19 protein-coding genes are annotated in these 18742 nt (G+C 40.8%); 9 read left to right on the top strand and 10 right to left on the bottom strand.

The genetic code is table 11. The features are described 5' to 3' along the window. Positions 1 to 84: 84 nt before the first annotated feature. Genes rpmA through rplU form a run of 3 tightly spaced genes read right to left on the bottom strand, consistent with a single transcriptional unit; the run spans position 85 to position 970 of the window. Positions 85 to 339 (bottom strand): 50S ribosomal protein L27, encoded by a 255-nt coding sequence (gene rpmA, locus CH352_RS15015; RefSeq protein WP_100706728.1) that lies wholly within the window; start codon positions 337 to 339, stop codon positions 85 to 87. 2 nt (positions 340 to 341) lie between these two features. Continuing rightward, positions 342 to 662 carry a ribosomal-processing cysteine protease Prp gene (locus CH352_RS15010; protein ID WP_100706729.1) on the bottom strand — a complete coding sequence of 107 codons (321 nt, stop codon included), beginning with the start codon at positions 660 to 662 and terminating at the stop codon, positions 342 to 344. Beyond that, on the bottom strand, positions 659 to 970 hold the full coding sequence (rplU, locus tag CH352_RS15005; RefSeq protein ID WP_008593635.1) for a 50S ribosomal protein L21: 312 nt from the start codon (positions 968 to 970) through the stop codon (positions 659 to 661). The genes CH352_RS15010 and rplU overlap by 4 nt, the downstream gene beginning before the upstream one ends. Before the next feature lie 176 nt (positions 971 to 1146). Between rplU and CH352_RS15000 the strand changes: the two genes are divergently transcribed. The 6 genes from CH352_RS15000 to CH352_RS14975 all read left to right on the top strand — a co-directional run bounded on the left by CH352_RS15000 (position 1147) and on the right by CH352_RS14975 (position 6748). Continuing rightward, positions 1147 to 2004 (top strand): pirin family protein, encoded by an 858-nt coding sequence (locus CH352_RS15000; RefSeq protein WP_100706730.1) that lies wholly within the window; start codon positions 1147 to 1149, stop codon positions 2002 to 2004. Between the two features lie 125 nt (positions 2005 to 2129). Continuing rightward, a complete protein-coding gene (gene typA / locus CH352_RS14995) occupies positions 2130 to 3944 on the top strand; it encodes a translational GTPase TypA (RefSeq protein WP_100706731.1) in 1815 nt (604 codons plus the stop codon). Between the two features lie 435 nt (positions 3945 to 4379). Then, positions 4380 to 5300: an esterase/lipase family protein gene (locus CH352_RS14990; protein ID WP_100706732.1), complete on the top strand. Its 921-nt coding sequence runs from the start codon at positions 4380 to 4382 to the stop codon at positions 5298 to 5300. 161 nt (positions 5301 to 5461) lie between these two features. Then, positions 5462 to 5887 (top strand): SRPBCC family protein, encoded by a 426-nt coding sequence (locus CH352_RS14985; protein WP_100706733.1) that lies wholly within the window; start codon positions 5462 to 5464, stop codon positions 5885 to 5887. After that, on the top strand, positions 5884 to 6330 hold the full coding sequence (locus tag CH352_RS14980) for an EVE domain-containing protein (protein WP_100706734.1): 447 nt from the start codon (positions 5884 to 5886) through the stop codon (positions 6328 to 6330). Before CH352_RS14985 ends, CH352_RS14980 begins: the two co-directional genes overlap by 4 nt. Further along, the gene (locus tag CH352_RS14975; protein WP_100706735.1) at positions 6299 to 6748 is read left to right on the top strand and encodes a MarR family winged helix-turn-helix transcriptional regulator; all 450 of its coding nucleotides are present in this window, start codon (positions 6299 to 6301) and stop codon (positions 6746 to 6748) included. The genes CH352_RS14980 and CH352_RS14975 overlap by 32 nt, the downstream gene beginning before the upstream one ends. An 81-nt stretch (positions 6749 to 6829) precedes the next feature. Here the strand turns inward: CH352_RS14975 and CH352_RS14970 are convergent, their stop codons facing one another. After that, positions 6830 to 7798, bottom strand: coding sequence for an LIC12353 family lipoprotein (locus CH352_RS14970; RefSeq protein WP_100706736.1), 969 nt, complete (start codon positions 7796 to 7798; stop codon positions 6830 to 6832). Between the two features lie 95 nt (positions 7799 to 7893). On the opposite strand from CH352_RS14970, the gene CH352_RS14965 reads away from it, so the two are divergent. After that, a complete protein-coding gene (locus CH352_RS14965; RefSeq protein WP_100706737.1) occupies positions 7894 to 9975 on the top strand; it encodes an adenylate/guanylate cyclase domain-containing protein in 2082 nt (693 codons plus the stop codon). 9 nt (positions 9976 to 9984) lie between these two features. Here the strand turns inward: CH352_RS14965 and CH352_RS14960 are convergent, their stop codons facing one another. The 3 genes from CH352_RS14960 to CH352_RS14950 form a co-directional block, all read right to left on the bottom strand. Continuing rightward, complete coding sequence (locus CH352_RS14960; protein WP_100706738.1) at positions 9985 to 11337, bottom strand: DNA recombination protein RmuC; 1353 nt, start codon at positions 11335 to 11337, stop codon at positions 9985 to 9987. A gap of 111 nt (positions 11338 to 11448) precedes the next feature. Beyond that, positions 11449 to 12993: a DEAD/DEAH box helicase gene (locus CH352_RS14955; RefSeq protein WP_100706739.1), complete on the bottom strand. Its 1545-nt coding sequence runs from the start codon at positions 12991 to 12993 to the stop codon at positions 11449 to 11451. A gap of 168 nt (positions 12994 to 13161) precedes the next feature. Beyond that, complete coding sequence (locus CH352_RS14950; protein ID WP_100706971.1) at positions 13162 to 13920, bottom strand: DNA alkylation repair protein; 759 nt, start codon at positions 13918 to 13920, stop codon at positions 13162 to 13164. 137 nt (positions 13921 to 14057) lie between these two features. Between CH352_RS14950 and trhO the strand changes: the two genes are divergently transcribed. Both trhO and ygiD read left to right on the top strand, forming a co-directional pair. Beyond that, entirely contained in the window at positions 14058 to 15107 is a 1050-nt protein-coding gene (trhO, locus tag CH352_RS14945) for an oxygen-dependent tRNA uridine(34) hydroxylase TrhO (protein WP_100706740.1), read from the top strand. A gap of 87 nt (positions 15108 to 15194) precedes the next feature. Then, the gene (gene ygiD, locus CH352_RS14940; RefSeq protein ID WP_100706973.1) at positions 15195 to 15962 is read left to right on the top strand and encodes a 4,5-DOPA-extradiol-dioxygenase; all 768 of its coding nucleotides are present in this window, start codon (positions 15195 to 15197) and stop codon (positions 15960 to 15962) included. Here ygiD and CH352_RS14935 read toward each other — a convergent pair. The 3 genes from CH352_RS14935 to CH352_RS14925 form a co-directional block, all read right to left on the bottom strand. After that, positions 15959 to 16561: a 2-hydroxychromene-2-carboxylate isomerase gene (locus CH352_RS14935; protein ID WP_100706741.1), complete on the bottom strand. Its 603-nt coding sequence runs from the start codon at positions 16559 to 16561 to the stop codon at positions 15959 to 15961. The genes ygiD and CH352_RS14935 overlap by 4 nt on opposite strands. Then, positions 16561 to 17460 (bottom strand): bile acid:sodium symporter family protein, encoded by a 900-nt coding sequence (locus tag CH352_RS14930; RefSeq protein ID WP_100706742.1) that lies wholly within the window; start codon positions 17458 to 17460, stop codon positions 16561 to 16563. Before CH352_RS14930 ends, CH352_RS14935 begins: the two co-directional genes overlap by 1 nt. A 67-nt stretch (positions 17461 to 17527) precedes the next feature. Then, on the bottom strand, positions 17528 to 18655 hold the full coding sequence (locus tag CH352_RS14925) for a TauD/TfdA family dioxygenase (protein ID WP_100706743.1): 1128 nt from the start codon (positions 18653 to 18655) through the stop codon (positions 17528 to 17530). Between the last annotated feature and the right edge of the window lie 87 nt (positions 18656 to 18742).

Genomic DNA, 18742 nt, shown 5'->3' with positions numbered 1-18742 from the left:
CCTAAAAATAAAAAAAGAAAGGCTCGAGGAAAAAATCCCCGGAAGGCCTTTCTTTTTCCACGCACTAAATCTGAGATCTAATGCTTATTTCGGGTAAACGGAAACTTGAACTTTAGTTTTGGAAACTTGTTCAAATTTAACGTGACCTTCGATCAGAGAGTAAAGTGTATGATCTTTACCAACACCCACATTTCTTCCGGCGTTTAGTCTGGTTCCTCTTTGACGAACAAGAATATTGCCCGCTAAAACCAGCTCTCCTCCGAAACGTTTTACACCAAGACGTTTGGATTGGGAATCACGTCCGTTTTTGGATGAACCGCCACCTTTCTTATGTGCCATGTTTATTCTCCTATGAGTTCTATTTCTGAAGGATATTGTTCCTTCAAGTTAACCAATCCACTTATCACGAGATTGAAACTCGTATTAACAATTGGATCAGTCGTTTTTCCGGAGACGGTCTTGAAATCCAAGAGTCCATCTCCGATCACCGCTTCTTCTGCCAAACCTTCCTTGCTTAGATGCAGGTAAAGAGTTTGGATGAGTACTCCGACAGCGGCGCAGAGAAGATTTTGTCCTTTGGATCCGTGCATCTTAGAAGCGTGCCCGGAAGATTCCAAACCTAGGATTTCTTCTCCTTTTCGGAGTATCTTAACCCGGATCAAACTGCCGAAAGAGAAACTACCTTAACTTTTTGCAGTTGTTGTCTATGTCCCCAGGTTCTCTGAGAGTTTTTACGTTTTTTGTAAACGTATCCTCTTACTTTTTCTCCCTTTACGTCTTCCAATACTTTCAGGGAGACTTTAGCGGATTTGAGTTCCGGAGATCCGATATGGACCTTATTATTTTCAGCGAATAGTAGAACCTTTGCATCGAAGGTATCACCGGCATTTTTACCGGTCTTTTCAGTCAGGAATTCTAAATCCTGAGTTACTTTGAATTGTCGGTTGCCGACAGAGATGATCGCGAACATGATTACTGGCCTAGTTTCTCGAGTTTTGACCAGTTTTGATCGGTCAAGGCCGGTGTCAAGGGTTTTGGGGTACGATTTGCAAGGAAGAAGGTCTGCTTTCGCCAGTCACCTTCCGTTATTCGGGTTTTAAATCTTGCTTAGATTTCTGGGAATCAGATCTAATAGTCTATACTATTATGAGATATCTTATCGCTAAGAAGAAAGATTTGGGAGACGGTTTTTTTGTAAGAAGGGTACTTCCTCAAATTGAAGCCAGACAAGTTGGACCTTTCGTTTTTTTGGACCATATGGGTCCTCTTCCTATTAAGACTGGAGCAGAAATTGTAGTTCGTCCTCATCCTCATATAGGTCTTGCCACAGTCACTTATCTGTATGATGGAGTGATCACTCATAGGGACAGTATAGGAAAGGTAGAAGATATCCGCCCCTTCGAAGTGAATTGGATGACTGCAGGTTCCGGAATCGTACATAGCGAAAGATCCAAACTAGATCCTGAATTTAATATCTTAGAAGGTATCCAAACCTGGGTCGCATTACCCAGAGAATTCGAAGAGACTTCTCCCGAATTTTTTCATCATGAAAGAGAAGAATTGCCCACTGTCAGTGGCGGAGGTTGGGAACTCAGACTGATCGCAGGTTCTTTTATGGGGGAAGTTTCTCCGGTTAAAGTATATTCTCCTTTATTCTATGCTGATATAGAGGTTGAGGCCGGCGCAGAAGTAGAATTGCCTGTGCCGACGGACCAAGAAGCAGGCATTTATGTTGCCAGAGGTAAGGCTGACGCAGAAGGAAAGATCATAACTGTCGGAGATATGGCAATCTATCCTAAAGGTGGGGCTGTAAAATTCAGAGCGGAAGAAACTTCCAGGATTGTACTCTTAGGCGGGACCCCGCTTTCTACCCCAAGGCATATGTATTGGAACTTTGTATCCAGTTCTTTAGAGAGAATTGAGCAAGCAAAAGTAGATTGGAAAGAAGATCGATTTGCTCATGTTCCCGGAGAGACTGAGAGGATCCCATTACCTGAACATTAAAAGTGCCGGATCGTTTAAAACCGGTTATTAATAGCGATTGAATGGATTCTTTTTAATCTCTTTGAAAAGAATTTCCTAAAATTCCACCTTGTCACCCTGGCCCTTACGTAAATTTTGGTCATAGCATGGAAATCCGCAATATCGCCATTATAGCACACGTTGACCACGGTAAAACAACCCTTCTAGACGGTATTTTACGCCAAACAGGCGCAGTTACTGCAAAAGAAGACGGGGAAAGGATCATGGATCATAACGATCTCGAAAAAGAAAAAGGGATCACGATCAAGGCCAAAAACACAGCAGTTGTTTATAAAGGCACACGCATTAACGTAGTAGATACCCCAGGTCACGCGGACTTTGGAGGAGAGGTGGAGCGAGTTCTTTCCACAGCGGATTCTTGTCTTCTTCTTGTAGATGCATTCGACGGACCCATGCCTCAAACTAGATTCGTACTCGGAAAGTCCTTACAATTAGGACACAGACCTATCTTAGTGATCAATAAGATAGATAGAGATGGAGCTCGTCCCGATGCTGTAGTCGATATGGTTTTCGACTTGTTTAGCGATTTGGGCGCAACAAACGAACAATTGGATTTTCCGATCGTTTATGCTTCTGCAAAACAAGGTTGGGCGGTCAGCAAATTAGAGGACGCTCCCGGAACCAATTTGGATCCACTTTTAGATACTGTACTTTCTCATGTACCTCCTGTAAAAGCGAATATAGAAGCACCTCTACAATTCCAAGTCACTTCCTTGGATTATAATGATTATGTAGGCCGTATTGCGATCGGCAAGATCTATAACGGTAAACTCCAAAAGGGAATGAGCGTAATTCAAGTTTCTCCTAAGCCGAATGGTAGAGACGAAACTCAAGTTTTAAAGATCACTAAACTTTATAACTTCGAAGGACTCAAAAGAAATGAGATCGAAGAAGCCGAAGCTGGAGATATCGTTTCTATCGCGGGATTACCTGATGTATTTATCGGAGACACAGTTTGTGAGCCTGGCAAAGCCGCTCCAATGCCCGCTATCGAAGTAGAAGAGCCGACAGTGTCCATGTATTTTATGGTAAACAATTCTCCTTTTGCGAGTAAGGAAGGTAAGTTCGTAACTACCCGAAATATCCGCGAACGTTTGGACAGAGAATTAGAAACAAACGTAGCAATGCGTTTGGAAGAAACCGAAGATAAAGATCGTTTCAAGGTATTAGGTCGTGGAGAATTACATCTTTCCGTATTGATCGAAACCATGAGAAGAGAAGGTTTCGAACTACAAGTTTCCCGCCCTGAGGTAATCATTAAGAAGGGAGAAAACGGAGAAAAACTAGAACCTTACGAGTATCTCGTAATGGATCTACCTGACCAATTTACCGGAAGTATTATTGCGGAGCTAAACCGTAGAAAAGGAGAGCTTCAGTTAATGGATGCTCATCCGTCCGGAATGACCAGAGTAGAATTCGTAATTCCTACCAGAGGTATCATCGGGTTCAGAGGTTATTTCGTAACTGAGACTAAGGGAGAAGGAGTTGCATCTAGCCGATTCCTGAGATTCGACACCTATAAGGGAGAAATTCCTGGAAGAAAGAACGGTGCCCTTATCTCCATGGACTCCGGAGAAACCACAGGATACGCACTTTGGAAAATCCAAGAGAGGGGAGAATTACTGATCGATCCTCAAACTGCAGTTTATCCGGGAATGATCATAGGCATCCATTCTAGAGACAATGATCTGGAAGTGAACCCAGTCCGTGAGAAGAAACTGACTAACGTAAGATCTTCCGGAGCGGACGAGGCAATTAGACTTGTTCCTCCTCGCAAGTTCAGCTTAGAGCAGAATATTGAATTCTTGGATGACGACGAACTTCTGGAAGTAACTCCTCAGAGCATGCGTCTTCGTAAAAGACATTTGGATGCAAACGCAAGAAAGCGCGCTGCCAAATAGTCGTTTCCTAAAAACTATTTAAAGAAGAAGGCTCGCTTTAGGCGGGCTTTTTTTTGTGCGCCTCGCTAAAGTGAGTTCTTCTTTAAGGCGCTGTATCGATCGTTACAGAATTATCTCTAAACCAAACGATCTAAAACATATTATAATTTTAGAATATTCCTCTCTTTTATTTTTAATTGAACGATCGATTTAAGATTATTTTTTCACTTTCACTTATAATTCTCTTATTTTCTCAATTGACAATTTAACGCTGTTCTATAATCAACTTTGTGAGCTCGCGTCCAAATGAGATGGACAAAGGTTCAAATAGCAAACGTTCGAAATTAAATAACTAAATCGATTGTTTGTTATATATAAAGAACTCCTTCCAAAAAGGCAAAGCCAGGGAAGAGAGATCCGTAGAGAGAATAGTTTAAAAGAAGAGGGTTAAGGAGAATGTTAAAAAGTACAAAGTTATTGGTAGCTGGGGTTCTATTCCTAGCAGCGGGAGCAGTGAGCGCGTCTGGTGGAGGTTCTTCAACTAAACCTCTAGCTGGATCTTATCCGATCGTATTGACTCATGGAATTTTCGGTTGGGGTAAATCTACTGGTATTGTTGATTATTGGGGCGGAAACGCAGCTTATCTTCAATCCCAAGGAGCCACTGTTCTTACTCCTACAGTGACTGCTACAAATTCTTCTGCATCGAGAGCTTCTCAATTGAAAACAGCGATCCAAACTGCAATGGCAGCAAATAACTACACTGGAAAAGTCCATATCCTCGGACATTCCCAAGGTGGACTGGACGCTCGTTATCTTGTTTCAAATCTTAGTTTTGCAAGTAAAGTCGCAACTCTCACCACAATCAATACTCCTCATAAAGGAAGTCCGGTTGCGAGCGTGATAGAAGCTGTGATCCCGAGCTGGGCGCTACCTTACGTTGGAACAGTAATTAACGCACTGGTCGGAGTGGTTTACGGACAATCTAGCCAAAACGTAGTTGCTGCATTAAAACTTCTAACAGTAAGCGGAGCTACTACTTTCAACGCAAACACTCCGAATGCTTCTGGAGTTAAATACTTTTCTTACGGATCTTATATGATCGGTAACGATCTGATCCAACACCCTGCTATGGGACTTATTGCGCCTATTTGTTCCATTGGAGCTCCTTTCTACGGACAAAGCATATGGAATGACGGTGTGGTTCCGGACGATTCTCAAAGATGGGGAACTTGGAAAGGTGGTCCTTCTTATGGGATCCTTACCACTGGTGTGGATCACTTAGAGGCAACCAACGCATTATATCTAGGACAAACCTGGTATGATACTAACGGTTATTACTTAAAAATGGCTTCCAACGCAAAAAGTAATCAATAGAAGTCAGTTTCGATCTCGTAAAATAGGATGCGCCTCCCGTCGGGAGGCGTTTTTTTTTGTTCCTAAATAGTAAGTGTGCTTATTAATTTGCTTGCATAATATGTGCACTTACTATATAAGAGAACCAGATAATAAGTATGCTTATTATCTGGAGGAATAAAATGTGGAAGTATGAGTATAATACTACAATAAAAGGAATAGATGCAAAATCGCTTTGGGAGGCCAGATCTGACGTTTCCAATTGGTCCAAATGGGATTCCGATATTGAATGGACCAAGATAGAGGGAGAAGTTTCCGTAGGTAAGGAATTTGTTCTGAAGCCGAAGGGAGGATTTGCCTGTAAGGTTTTGATCACGGAATCCGAAAAACCTTTTGTATTCGGAGACGTAACCAGTCTTCCCGGAGCTAAAATGAAATTTATACATTTCTTTAAGCCGAACAAAGAAGGAACAGAAATCAGAGTGGAGCTGAGTATTTCCGGGCCGTTAGGATTTCTCTGGAAAAAGATCATTGGGGAAGAGCAAGCAAAAGGAATGGAAGAAGAGATCCGTAGGTTTGCCGAACTAGTTAGGGAAGAAATCGGGTGAGTAGATATTGGATCGTAGTCGCTTCCAAGGAGCATTCCCTTTTGGGAATGTCCCAGGGAATCGTTCAGGCCTGCCACGGTAAGAAAGCTCCTCTGGCCAGAATGAAAAAGGGAGATTGGGTTTTGGTATATTCTTCTAAAGAGGTCTTTGGTTCTAAAATTCCGTATCGTAAATTCACTTCTCTAGGACAGATAGAAGATGATTCTGCCTATTCATTTCAAATGAGTCCGGACTTCTGTGCTTTCCGAAGAAGCGTAAAATATTTTCCTGTACAAGAGACGGATATTTTTCCTTTGATAGATTCTTTAGAATTCATTCAAAATAAAAAGTCCTGGGGTTTTCCGTTTCGTTTCGGATTTTTGGAAATTGGATCTGAGGATTTCGGGCTGATTTCGAAGAGGATGGGTTTAAATGTCCAAGGACAAAATATTCAGATACGATAAATCCGACGATAGTCCCGGATTTTTGTTATGGCAGGTTACGAATCTTTGGCAGAGAGAGATCCGAAAGGTTTTAGAGCCTTTGGATCTAACTCATGCTCAGTTTGTTCTTCTTGCAGTGACTCATTGGTTGGAACTCCACGAAGAAGAGACCACTCAGATCAAAATTGCGGATAGAGCAAAAACGGATCCTATGACTACTTCTACGGTACTTAGGACTTTAGAATCTAAAAGGTTAGTAAAACGTATCTCTCATGAGACTGACACCCGTGCAAAATTAGTGAAGACCACTTCCGAAGGTCAGAAGATTCTAAAACAGGCTGTCAAAGTTGTGGAAGATTTTGATGAGGATTTCTTTTCCATTCTAGGAGGAAAAAGAAAGGATATGGTCAGTGGGCTGCTGATACTTTCCCGGAAATGATCCGGAAAAGTATCTTAAGAACCTTTTAAAGGTCCAGATCTTGAAGTGAGTTAGCCGAGCCTTGAAGCGAGTTAGCCGAGCTTACTCTTTGTTTTTAAGTTTTTCCAGTTCTCGGATCAGCTCTTCTTTGGAGACGTTAGGATCCTGTTTTAGTCTTCGGATCAATTCGTCAGTGCTCTCTTTTTGAGAGATTGTTTTAGTATCCACAGCCCCGTCTAAAATTACAGAAGAAAAGTTTTGGATCGTGGGAGCTGCGATCCCGGGTTTTGTCTTATTTAATTCTACAACAGCCACATGTTCGAAAATTTCTTGGATCTGGCCCGGAAATTCAGCAATCTTGATTGGGGTTCCTGCAGCTACGTTATCCGTAGTGGAGAATAGTGCGAAGAAGTTTTGTTTTCCTTCCGTTTGGGGAAATGCTTCCGCATCTAAAGGAAATAATATTACTCCTGCTATTTCGTTATCCATTGTCTTCCTGAATTTTCCCATATTGACGGAGATCCTACCTAAGAGTGGATTTCCTATCCTTCTGTATACGTCTCCGTTAGAAAATACGATTGAGTTTTTATCTTGAGAAAGTTCGGCGGATCTTCCGGTTCCTTCTCCTATTAATTTATTAAAATCTTTTACCTTCATGAAAGGCCCGAAGGAACGTACTGCCCAACTTTTAGGATCTTTCGTATTTAGGCCGTGGTAGTTGCGATGGAATTCTTTAACATTCGTTTCGAAAAATAAAAGTTCTCTATCGCTAGTCTGAAGTTTTCCGGATTTAACTTTTAATTCTTCTCTGTTCTCGCTCACGCTGAATTGGAGTCTAATCAATATTTGATGGTTGAATTCCATCTCTCCTTTTGCAGTACGTCGGATCCAAAGAGTTTGTATTTTGATTTTTCCGTTTTCGAACCATTCTTTAGATCTTTCGTTCACATAAAATCCTGCCAGTTCCGGGATTGCCGGAGTGGGTTTACCTCTTAAACTATCTCCGCAGTTGATGAGAATACTAAAGAGGATTAAGAGAATTACGGTTATTTTGAAACGGTTTCGAAACATTTGAATTACGTTAGTTTTCTACTGAAAAGGGTAAAGAAAAAAAAGGAAATCTTGACAAAGCTGTTGTTTTCATAGATCAATGAGCGATAAAAACGATGGACCCTGAGCCGACAGCTTTCCGATTTCAATATTTACTTTCTATAATTTTCTGTATCTTCTTAGTTTCTTGCTCATCTGCGGACACACCAGTCGCTCAAAAAGGGATCTTGGATTTAACCCATTGGGATTACAGATCTAAACCCACATTCAATTTACAGGGGGATTGGTCTTTTTTTCCGAATACTTTCGAGCCTAATCTTCGTTCCGAAAAGTCTCCGGAATTTCGTAAAATCCCCGGCGTATGGCCTGGCTCTGGCTATGCGCTTCTTAAATTAAAAATACTTCTTCCGGAAAAACATGGGCGCTTGGCGATCTATTCCAAACACCAGGCGACTGCTTTTGAAATTTTGATCAACGGTGTTTCTGCGGGTAGTTCAGGAGAGCCGGGAACTTCTTTCGAGACTAGTGCTCCGGACAATAGGCCGGTCTATTATGAATGGAACGAATCCACAAAGGAAGTGGATATTAGTTTCAAAATTTCTAATTTTCACCATAGGCTAACCGGACTTTGGTTCGATATCCGTTTCGGGGATGCAAGTGCACTTTATAAAGAAACTCTAATGCTTAGGGATTGGGATCTTTTTCTTTCCGGCCTTTTTTTCATGTCCACCATTTATCATCTCGGACTGTTTTTTCTAAGAAGACAGGATCGCACCCCTTTAGTATTCGCATTATTCTGTTTTTGTTTATTTCTTCGTATATTCGTAACGGAGGAGAAGCTGATCCAATTCTATTTCCCTTGGGCAGATTATCCGCTTTCTATGAACTTGGAATATCTGACTATGTATGCCGCCTTGCCTTTAGGGCTTCATTTTCTTCGGCATTCTTTTCCGGCGTATTTTCCTATAAAATGGATGTTATTATTTTACTTGATATCATTTACATTTTCTTTAAGTACTCTCTTTCCTTTTCCTATCCCTTCTATACCCGTTCCTTATTTTCAATTTGTCTTTTTAGGCGGTGTGGTATTTGCAATTGTGGTGCTTTTTAGGGCGATTATCCACAATGAACAATATTCGCTCGTTATCGGCTTTGCGATCTTAGCGCTTATTGTCGCAGGGATTTTCGATATGCTTGCAGCTAGACAGATCATATTCGCAAGGTTTATTATTCCGATCGGATTGTTTGTGGCCATTCTCACCCAAACATTCATTCTTTCGTCCAGATATAGGGACTTGTATAGAGAGAAGGAAAAACTTTCGGATCGCTTGCAACGTTTGAATGAGACTTACAGCAGATTTGTTCCTATCAGCTTTTTGGAATTTTTGGGAAAAGGAAAGTTGGAGGACATGAGACCTGGGGACCAGATCAAAAAGGAAATGACAATCCTATTTGCCGATATCAGATCTTTCACTGAAATTTCAGAAAGTTTGGACTCTAAGGAAAGTTTTGAATTATTAAATTCTTATATATCCGAGATGGAGCCTCTTATTCATTCCAATCACGGTTTTGTGGATAAGTATTTCGGCGATGCGATCATGGCGTTGTTCCCTGAAAGTTCCGACGATGCAGTAAATGCGGCTATCTCCATGCAAAATCGTATTTTAGATTATAACCAAAGAAGAATGGACCAAGGAAATCGTGCGATCGGAGTTGGGATCGGGATACATACCGGCTCCTTGATGATGGGATTAGTCGGTTCAGGAGATCGTATGGAAAGTACTGTGATCTCAGATGCGGTTCATCTTGCTTCTAAGTTGGAAGCGTTGAATAAATATTACGGCTCCAGTATATTGATTAGTGAAGATACTTATTCTAGATTAAAATCTCCTGAAAAATTTTTACTTAGAAAATTGGACAAACTTAAGTTCAGAGGAAAAGTAGAGCCTAGAGCAATCTATGAGCTAGGAGATCACTTAAGCAAGACTGAAAAAGAAGCATTCCTTAGATCCAAAAGTAATTTTGAAAGAGGAGTGGAGTTGTTTCAGTATGGGAAATATTTGGATTCAGGAGAATCTTTTAGAGAGGCTTTGAGGATTTATTCCGGAGACAGGGCCGCGAACTTATACTTAAAACGTTGCACTGAACAAATTTATTCTTCCACTATAAAAGTGCAGCCCGGTCCGGATCTAGCTTAAATTTTCAGATCATTCTCCGTTTAAAAACAGAGTCTCTTCCGCATCGTCCCCAGAATCTTCTGAAGCGCTCTCTAAGGACTTGCGGACCTTAGCTCCTAATTTACGAATATTTTCCGCTCTTCCTAAAAGATTTCCTCTGCCTGATTTTAATTTTCCAAGCACTGCATCATAATTGTCTTTGGATTTATCTATGGATTTGCCAAGAACTTCTAACGCAGTTACGATCTCTACGATCTTGTCATACATCTTGCCGGATTCTTCTGCGATCTGTTCCGAGTTTTTGTTTTGCTTTTCCTTTCTCCAAAGATTGGCCACCATCTTTAAGGAAACCATTAGGGTAGAAGGAGTAACTATGAGGATATTCTTAGCGTAAGCATCCTCTAAAAATTTAGGATCCGTTCGAACAGCTTCATAATAAGAAGGTTCTACCGGAAGGAACATCAACACGAAGTCCAGAGATTCTATTCCATACAAAGACTGGTAATTTTTCTTGTATAGCCCGGAAACATGTTCATACAAACTTTTGAGATGTCTTTGTAGAGCGGCCTTTTTTACTTCTTCCGTTTCTGCGGAAGCATATTCTACGTACGCAGTTAGGGAGACCTTGGAGTCTATCACGATTGATTTTCCGGAAGGAAGTTTAACTACTATATCAGGTCTCAGTCTTCCGTCTTCCGTTTGGACGGATTCTTGAGCGGTGTATTCTCTCCCCTTGACTAGGCCGCTATTTTGAAGGATGTTTTCTAGGATTCCTTCTCCCCAATCTCCTTGAGTTTTAGAATTTCCTTTCAGAGCGGAAGCCAAACTTTTGGCGTCCTCCGAAAGTGTTTTATTCATTTCTAATAGATTGTTGATCTGAGCCTTTAAGTTTGCTGTATCATCCTTATGCTCTTTATGGGAAAGTTCTACTTTGACTCCGAACTTTTCTATTTCTTCCTTAAAAGGACGAAGTAGATCGTTCATTTTTTCGTGAGTTTGCTGGTTGAACTTTTGGGAATTATCTAACAGAGCTTGATTGGCTGCATGTTTGAACTTTTCATCCAGTTTGGACATTAGATCGTCGAATTCTTTTTTTTGGTTCTCCAATCTTTCTTTCAAAAGATCGGATTCCTTTTTCATTGCTTGGTAATAGCCGATCGCTTTTTCTGTTTTTTCAGAATTCTCTTTGAACTCTTTTTCTAACTGAAGGATCCTTTCTTTGGATCTTTGTTCAGATGTAAGAAGTCCTGCTCTTTCTAATTTTAACTTTTCATGCTCACTTGGACTGATCCCAGACTCTTTGGAATAAAGAGCTTTTGCCAAGAAGAAGGCAAGGCCAAAACCTATAAGAAGACCTGTGAGTAATACGATTGCAAATTCCATTTTGACTCCTTTTTGGAATTCGGTACAATTCAGGATACCTATTTCCAGGATAGAATTTCCATTTTATGGGGACCCCGGACAAATTCGGGGTCCTTTGTTAAAATTTAGAAATTAGCGTTTTCCTTTTTTGCGAGAAGGGCCCGAACTGGAGCCTCCGGAGCCGGAACTTTTTTTACCGCCGCTATTGCCACCACGGTTGAATTGATTTGAGTTTCGGTTTTTATCCTTATGGTCCCGTTTTCCTTTCTGTTTTGGTCTTCCACCAAAACGTCTGTCGTTACGGTCATTGCGAGAAGAACCTTCTTTTTCTCTAAAACCTCTTTGGTCTTGGTCGAAACGTACATCCGAGTCGAATTTTTCGGACTTATCTGCGAGAGCTAATTTAAAAAGTGCTGCCGCTAGACGTTCTGCAGGAACCCCTTCCGAGGTGAGTTTCTTTACAAGTTTGGAATATTCGGAAACGTCTCCTTCTTCCGCAACTTCCTTAACTATGTTAGAATATTCTAAAAATTTCTTTTCAGTGAGTTCCGATATATCAGGGATTTTTCCGAGTTCCATTTCGAATTCGTGGTCTTCTCTGATCTTGCGTAATGTTCTGAATTCTTTACTGGAAACGAAACTAAGTGCGAGACCTTTTCTTCCTGCTCTACCTGTTCTACCTATACGGTGAACATAGTCTTCTGAATCTCTTGGAATATCGTAATTGAATACTGCTTCGACATCGCTTACGTCTATTCCTCTTCCTGCTACGTCCGTTGCCACAAGAACACTTACCAGTCCCGCGCGGAATCCGGACATTACCTTGTTCCTTTGGTTTTGGGAAAGATCTCCGTGTAATCCTTCCGAGAATATACCTTTGGATTTAAGAAATTCTACTAATTCGTCTACTCTAACCTTAGTATTACAGAATACTAATGCGGCCTTGGGTGTATGGTATTCTAAAAGACGTACCAATGCTTCCGATTTGAGGCCATCTCTCATTTCAAAATAGATTTGGCGGATCTTAGGTCTGTCTGCTTTTCCACCTGTGACGTCTACGATCTTAGGAGAATCTTGGAACTTCTTGGTGATTCCCATCACCTTCCCGGAAAGAGTAGCAGAGAATAGAATCGTCTGTCTTTCTTCAGGGACTTTTGCGAGAATGATTTCCATATCCTCTAAAAATCCCATGTCCAACATTTCATCTGCTTCGTCCAGAATGACCATTTTGATCCCGCTTAGGACCAAAGTTTTTCTGTCCATATGATCCATTGTCCTTCCGGGAGTTCCAACGATCACTTGCGGTTTTCTTTTTAATGCTTTGAATTGTTTGGTGATATCATCTCCGCCATAGATTGCGGCTACTTGGAAATCTTCTTTATATTTTCCTAATTTTCTAAATTCTTCCGCGACTTGAACTACCAATTCTCTGGTAGGGCAGAGTACTAATACTTGCGGAGACTGTTCTCCTTCTTCCAATATTTCTAAACTTGGAATTGCGAATGCTGCCGTTTTACCGGTTCCAGTACGGGAATGACCGATTACGTCTTTTCCGGAAAGAATAAGTGGGATCGCTTCGGATTGAATGGAAGAAGGTTCAGTAAATCCAAGATCGGATACTGCGTTTAAGACATCCTCGGATAGTCCGAGTTCATGGAATGTTTTTTTGGGTTTCAAAGATTGCTCCTGGGATATCACGTGGAATCCCCACGATTGCGCCTGTCTGGCTAAGAGCTTGGATCTTTATAGAATGGTCCTACTTAAACATAAAGGAAAGATTTAGGCTCTGGTATCGTTTCTTCCATGAATTCAAAGCTGCTTGGGCGGCATAGCATTAAAGGTCTTTTATTCCTTGCCTGCGTTCATATATTTCGACTTTAGCTTAGTTGGGAACTTTTCAATCGCATATCTAAGCATGGTCCTGGGCATCGTGTGTGCATGTTTATCTAAAAAGTCTGTCTCAGGTTTGAGGTTTCTGTTGCCGACTTCTCTTAGCATCCAACCGACTGCTTTATGGATAAGATCTTCTTTATCCGTTAAGAGGATTTCAGAGATCTTTAAGGTATCTTTAAAGTCTCCTTTTCGGATAAAAGGATAAGTGGAGATGATTGCAACCCTTCTTTCCCATAAGTTATTCGACTTAACAAGCTTGTATAAGATGTCCCTTTTCTTATCTAAAAGATAATCTCCGATCAAGTCTCTGGAACTTAGGTCTACGATGTCCCAATTGTTGACGTATTTTAAGTTTTTTAAATAGAATAGATGTAGCTCTTTACGATTTTCTTCAGGAGTTTTTTGGAACTTCTCACATAGTATAAAAAATCCTAAGAGTCTTTCTTCATGATATTTGGATTTTACGATCTTTTGTAATTCGGATAACGGAAGACCTTTGTATGATTTGGAAATTTTTCTTAAAGGTGGCACCTTTACTCCTAAAAAAAGATCACCTTCTCCGTATTGCCCCTTTCCTGTTTTGAAAAATCGGGAAAGTATTTCCACCGCTTTCGGGTCGGCAACTTTTCGGACTTCACGGATCACATCTTCCGCTTTGGAATTTTCTCCTCCTAATAGTTTCTTCGGAGCGGTTGATTTAGACTTGGGCATGGGACAAAATGTAAATTTAATAGAAGGGGAGGGCAAGCATTATAGGAGGACAAATGTCATGTTCTAAATTTCGGTTTTTGGGCTTGCCAGTTAGGGGGTCCAACAAATCCTAATTTTTAGGAAAGATCTGCTCTCATATGAAACATAAACCTCTTCATAATATTTATAGTAAGGATATTCTCAGAAAGAAGATAGAAGCAGAGGATTTCCAACGTACTACTATTTCTTTTTATAGATATGTGATCATAGAAGATCCCGACCTTCTCCGTAACGAATTATACAGAGAATGGGAATCCTTAGGAGTGCTCGGAAGGATCTATATCGCAAGAGAAGGGATCAACGCTCAATTGTCCGTGCCTGAATTTAATTTTCAAAAGTTCAGAGACGCGATAGATGCAAGGAAGGAATTTAAAAACGTTCCGTTTAAGATCGCAGTGGAACAAAAGTCTTATTCCTTTTTAAAATTAGACATACGAGTTAGGAACAAGATCGTAGCGGACGGTCTGGCGGATGATACTTTCGATGTAACCAATGTGGGGACTCACTTAAGCGCGGAAGAATTTAATAAAAAATTAGAATCTTCTGAAACAATTGTAGTGGATGTTCGCAATCATTATGAATCTGAGATAGGACATTTCGAAGGTGCATTGCTTCCGCAGGCGGATACATTCCGAGAAGAATTACCTTTAATCATAGATCTTTTACAAGATAAGAAAGATAAGGAAATAGTAATGTACTGTACCGGAGGGATCCGATGTGAGAAGGCTTCCGCTTATCTGAAACATCATGGATTCCAAAATGTGTATCAGTTGCATGGGGGAATCATCTCTTACGCTTCCGAGATTAAAGAGAAGGGACTGGACTCCAAGTTTAAAGGGAAAAATTTCGTGTTCGACGCGAGACTTCAGGAAACCGTAGGAGAAGAGATCCTGAGCGAATGCCACCAATGCGATCAAAAATCAGCTCGGCATATCAATTGCGCAAATCCTGCCTGCCATATTCTATTCATCCAATGTTTGTCCTGCGCAGAAAAATTCGATAATTGTTGCTCGGTAGAATGCCAAAAGATCGCAGCTTTACCTGCGGAAGAACAGAAAAAATTAAGAAAAGGTAAAGCTGCTTCCAACAAACATTTTTCTAAATCCAAGATCAGGCCCAAGGTTTTCGAACTTTACAAAGGAAAATAATTTAGGTCCTTTCAATTTTACTGAGAAAAATTGAAATATCTTGTAACTGTTTTAATTACAAGAAGTCTAAAAGAAAAGAAGGGAATTATGCAGAAACTACCGGTATTTTTTGTAGGCCATGGAAGTCCAATGAACGCTCTCGGACCAAATCCGTTAGCCGACACATGGGCGGAGTCTACGAAAGATTTCACGGAACCCAAAGCAATCTTGAGTATTTCAGCACATTGGTTTACACGGGGAACATACGTAACCGCAAACCAACACCCGCCTACGATTCATGATTTTTACGGGTTTCCTCAGGAATTATTCGATGTGCAATATCCTGCGCCTGGAGATCCAAAACTAGCGGAAGAACTTTCTAAATCTAAACAAGCGGAAGTGGTTCAGGATGATTCCTGGGGATTGGATCACGGGACTTGGAGTGTTCTTAGGAACATGTATCCTAAGGCAAATATTCCTGTAGTCCAATTGAGTTTAGATGCTACCAAGTCCGGAGAATGGCATTACGAATTTGCAAAGTCTTTATCTAAGCTAAGAGAGGAGGGTGTTCTGGTTTTGGGTAGCGGAGACTTGGTTCATAACTTACGTCTTTATGATTGGAAAAACCAAGACAAAGCGCATGACTGGGCTTTAGATGCAAACGAGACGTTCAAAGATCTGATCCAAAAGAGAGATTGGAAGAGTCTGGCTAATTATCAAAAATTGGGAACAGCAGCGCAGATTGCCATTCCTACTCCGGAACATTATTTTCCTATGTTATATGCTTTGGCATTGGCGGAGGAGAAGGAAGAGATCCATTTTTATAATGATATCATCCAGAGTTCAGTATCTCTGACTAGTATGAAGATCAGTTAAGATCTACTTTTTAGGAATTCGATCGCATCTTCTAAACGATCGTCTCCCCAAAATAATTCCCCATTTACGATAAAGCTGGGCGCTCCGAAAATCCCAAGTTTCCTGGCTTGTTCGGTGTTTTCCCTGAGTTTGTTTTTGTTCTCATCCGATTCGGAAGTAGAGATTATATTTTCAGGATTTTGTCCTAAGGATTTTAAGATTTGGGAAAGGACCGAAACATTTGAGATATCCTGTTTTTGAGAAAATTCTACTTTATATGTTTCTAATATAAAATGATGAACCCAGGGTTTATCCAGATTTGCAATTGTGATCCTCGCCGCCTTTAAACCGTTTTGCGGAAAAGTATCCGGTTTAGAAAAAGGAAGTCCGTATTTTTCGGTCCTTCTTTCTAAATCTTTCCACATGTATTTTCCTTTTGTAGGAAAAAGATTAAATGGAGAATCGGACATTCCTTGGTCTTTAAAAATTGGTCCTAACAAAAATGGTTTCCATTCTATTAAGATACCTTCCTTTTCCGCCAAGGATTTAATTCTTCCTGCAGTTAAATAAGAATAGGTGCTCGCAAATTCGAACCAAAAAGAAAGAGTAGGTTTAGACATTAGGTTGCTTTTTCTCTCCCCCAGATTGCGGCCAAGGAGAGGCCGCTAATCAAATGCCACACTCCCCACCAAGCTGCGATGAGAGCCATGGATCCTATTCCTTGGAAGAATGTAAAAATTAAGATGAGACCAAGTCCTGAGTTTTGGAGTCCCGTTTCCAGGGAGATTGTTTTTCTTTCTTTATGCGCAAGACCTGCAAGCCAAGAAGCAAGATATCCTATTATTAAAGCGGAACCGTTATGAAGAAGTACGAGCCAAAACAAAACGGGTCCGAATTCCACGAAAGATCTCCAGTTCCCGACGAACGCGATAAGTATAAATACTCCGAGTAGAACTGTGGATCCAATTCTCATCGGCTTTTTTAAAGAAGACGCTAACTTAGGAAGAAAATGATTTGTGAGAGCGCCTAAAATTAGGGGTAAAACCAATATTAGAAAAATAGAAAGAAATACATCCGCAGGATTTAAATGGATCTCTTTTAATCTGTCTGCCGCGGGAGAGTATAACTTTCCCCAAAAGAAAAAGTTAAACGGAGTAAAGAACCAGGCGAGAACTGTCGTAGTTGCAGTTAACGAAATAGAGAGTGGGACATTTCCTTTTGCAAGAAGGCTGATAAAATTGGACATATTCCCGCCGGGACAAGCTGCCACTAGGATCATTCCGAGAGCCAAACCGGGATGAGGTTTCAAAATATAAAGTAATCCCACTGTGAGAGCGGGCAATAATACCAATTGAGAAAATAGACCGACTATCGCTGCTTTAGGCTGTCTTCTTAAATTCGTAAAATCGGCAACGGTTAATTCTAAAGAGACCCCATACATGATAAGTCCCAAGCAGATATTCAGGACAAGGAGACCCCCTGGACTGAAATTCAATCTAACTAAATCGTAATCTTGCATGTGTTTCCCTAATGCGGAATTTGTCGCCCGCTGCTGTTTAATATTTTAGGATTTTTTAAACTATATTTTAGTCCGTCCAGGTGACTAAAATTTCCCTTGGTCCGGAGAATGGTAATCTTCCATGGGAAACGGAATAATTGTCTATCAAAAGAACGTCACCTTTTTGCCAGGAGAATATGGATAAATGTTTCCAGAATGTTTGGCTAACCTTGTCTATTTCGGAAACACTGATCTCTGAATCATCTCCGAAGATCACATTCGTGTCCTGATCCTTAGGTTCCACTAACTTTTTCTTTAAGAATGTGAGAACATACAAAACTCCCGCTAGGATCAAGCTTCGGATAGTTCCTTGCTGTTTTAGAATTTTTGCATATTCCAATCTGGCTGCGTCTTGGTGGAATACCTGGCTATGATTATGCCATGCCTTTGTTTTGGCGATAGGGTGTTTACGCACTGCAACCTGTTTATTAGTGAGTTTTAATCCGTCTTCGGGTAGCCATTCTACTTGGAATCTTTGTTGTGCCGCAATCTTCTCCACTTGTTTTTTTTCTTTGGTGGAGAACATCTCATCCCAACGTTTTGTTTTCCAAAGATTATAACGAGAAGCGTTAGGTCCGTCGTATTTGCGGATGTATTTGACTCCTTTAGTTTCAAATTTTTTTAATAGATCCGGATCCAAGTCTTCGTATATCTTCCTAAGGTCCGCGATTGGAGTTTCTCCATGTTCCTTTGGGGCAACAGCACAGAAGAACATCAGTTTACGGGGAGGCTTGTCCAAAAAGCTCATCTCCGCATGTTGCATGATCGGATAATGAGGAGGAAGTTCGCTCGCTGTATGAACAAACTGAGTGACTTTATTTCTGGGAGAAGTTCCCAAATAGTCGGTCTTCAGATTTTTATCCAAGCTTAGAGCAACGTTTTCGAATTCTTGGGCGGAAGAAATTTGAAAACCTCTGAATAATACGGCGCCGTATTCTAAAAGATCAGCCTCGATTGATTTTTTATTTTTAGAGATCCATGCTGGTAAAAAGCCAGACTCTAAAGCGTTTGTGTCTCCCGGACCGTAAATTCTGGGGAGTTCCTTTCCGGGGAAAAAAGATCTTTCTACCCGGCCTATACCTTTCGGCTTAGTTTTGTTAAGGGAAACTTTCTTAATTGCGGATTTGCCAGATCGGGAAATTGTATTTGTTTTCATAGAGGCTCTCCCGTTAGAGAATGAAAACTTTTATAAAACTATAGAATGGAAAGGCAAGTCTTTTCATTTCCGCCTTGATCCGGTTGC

This window comes from Leptospira hartskeerlii (assembly GCF_002811475.1).
GTDB lineage: Bacteria > Spirochaetota > Leptospiria > Leptospirales > Leptospiraceae > Leptospira_B > Leptospira_B hartskeerlii.
This window is presented reverse-complemented; position numbering and strand designations above follow the sequence as displayed.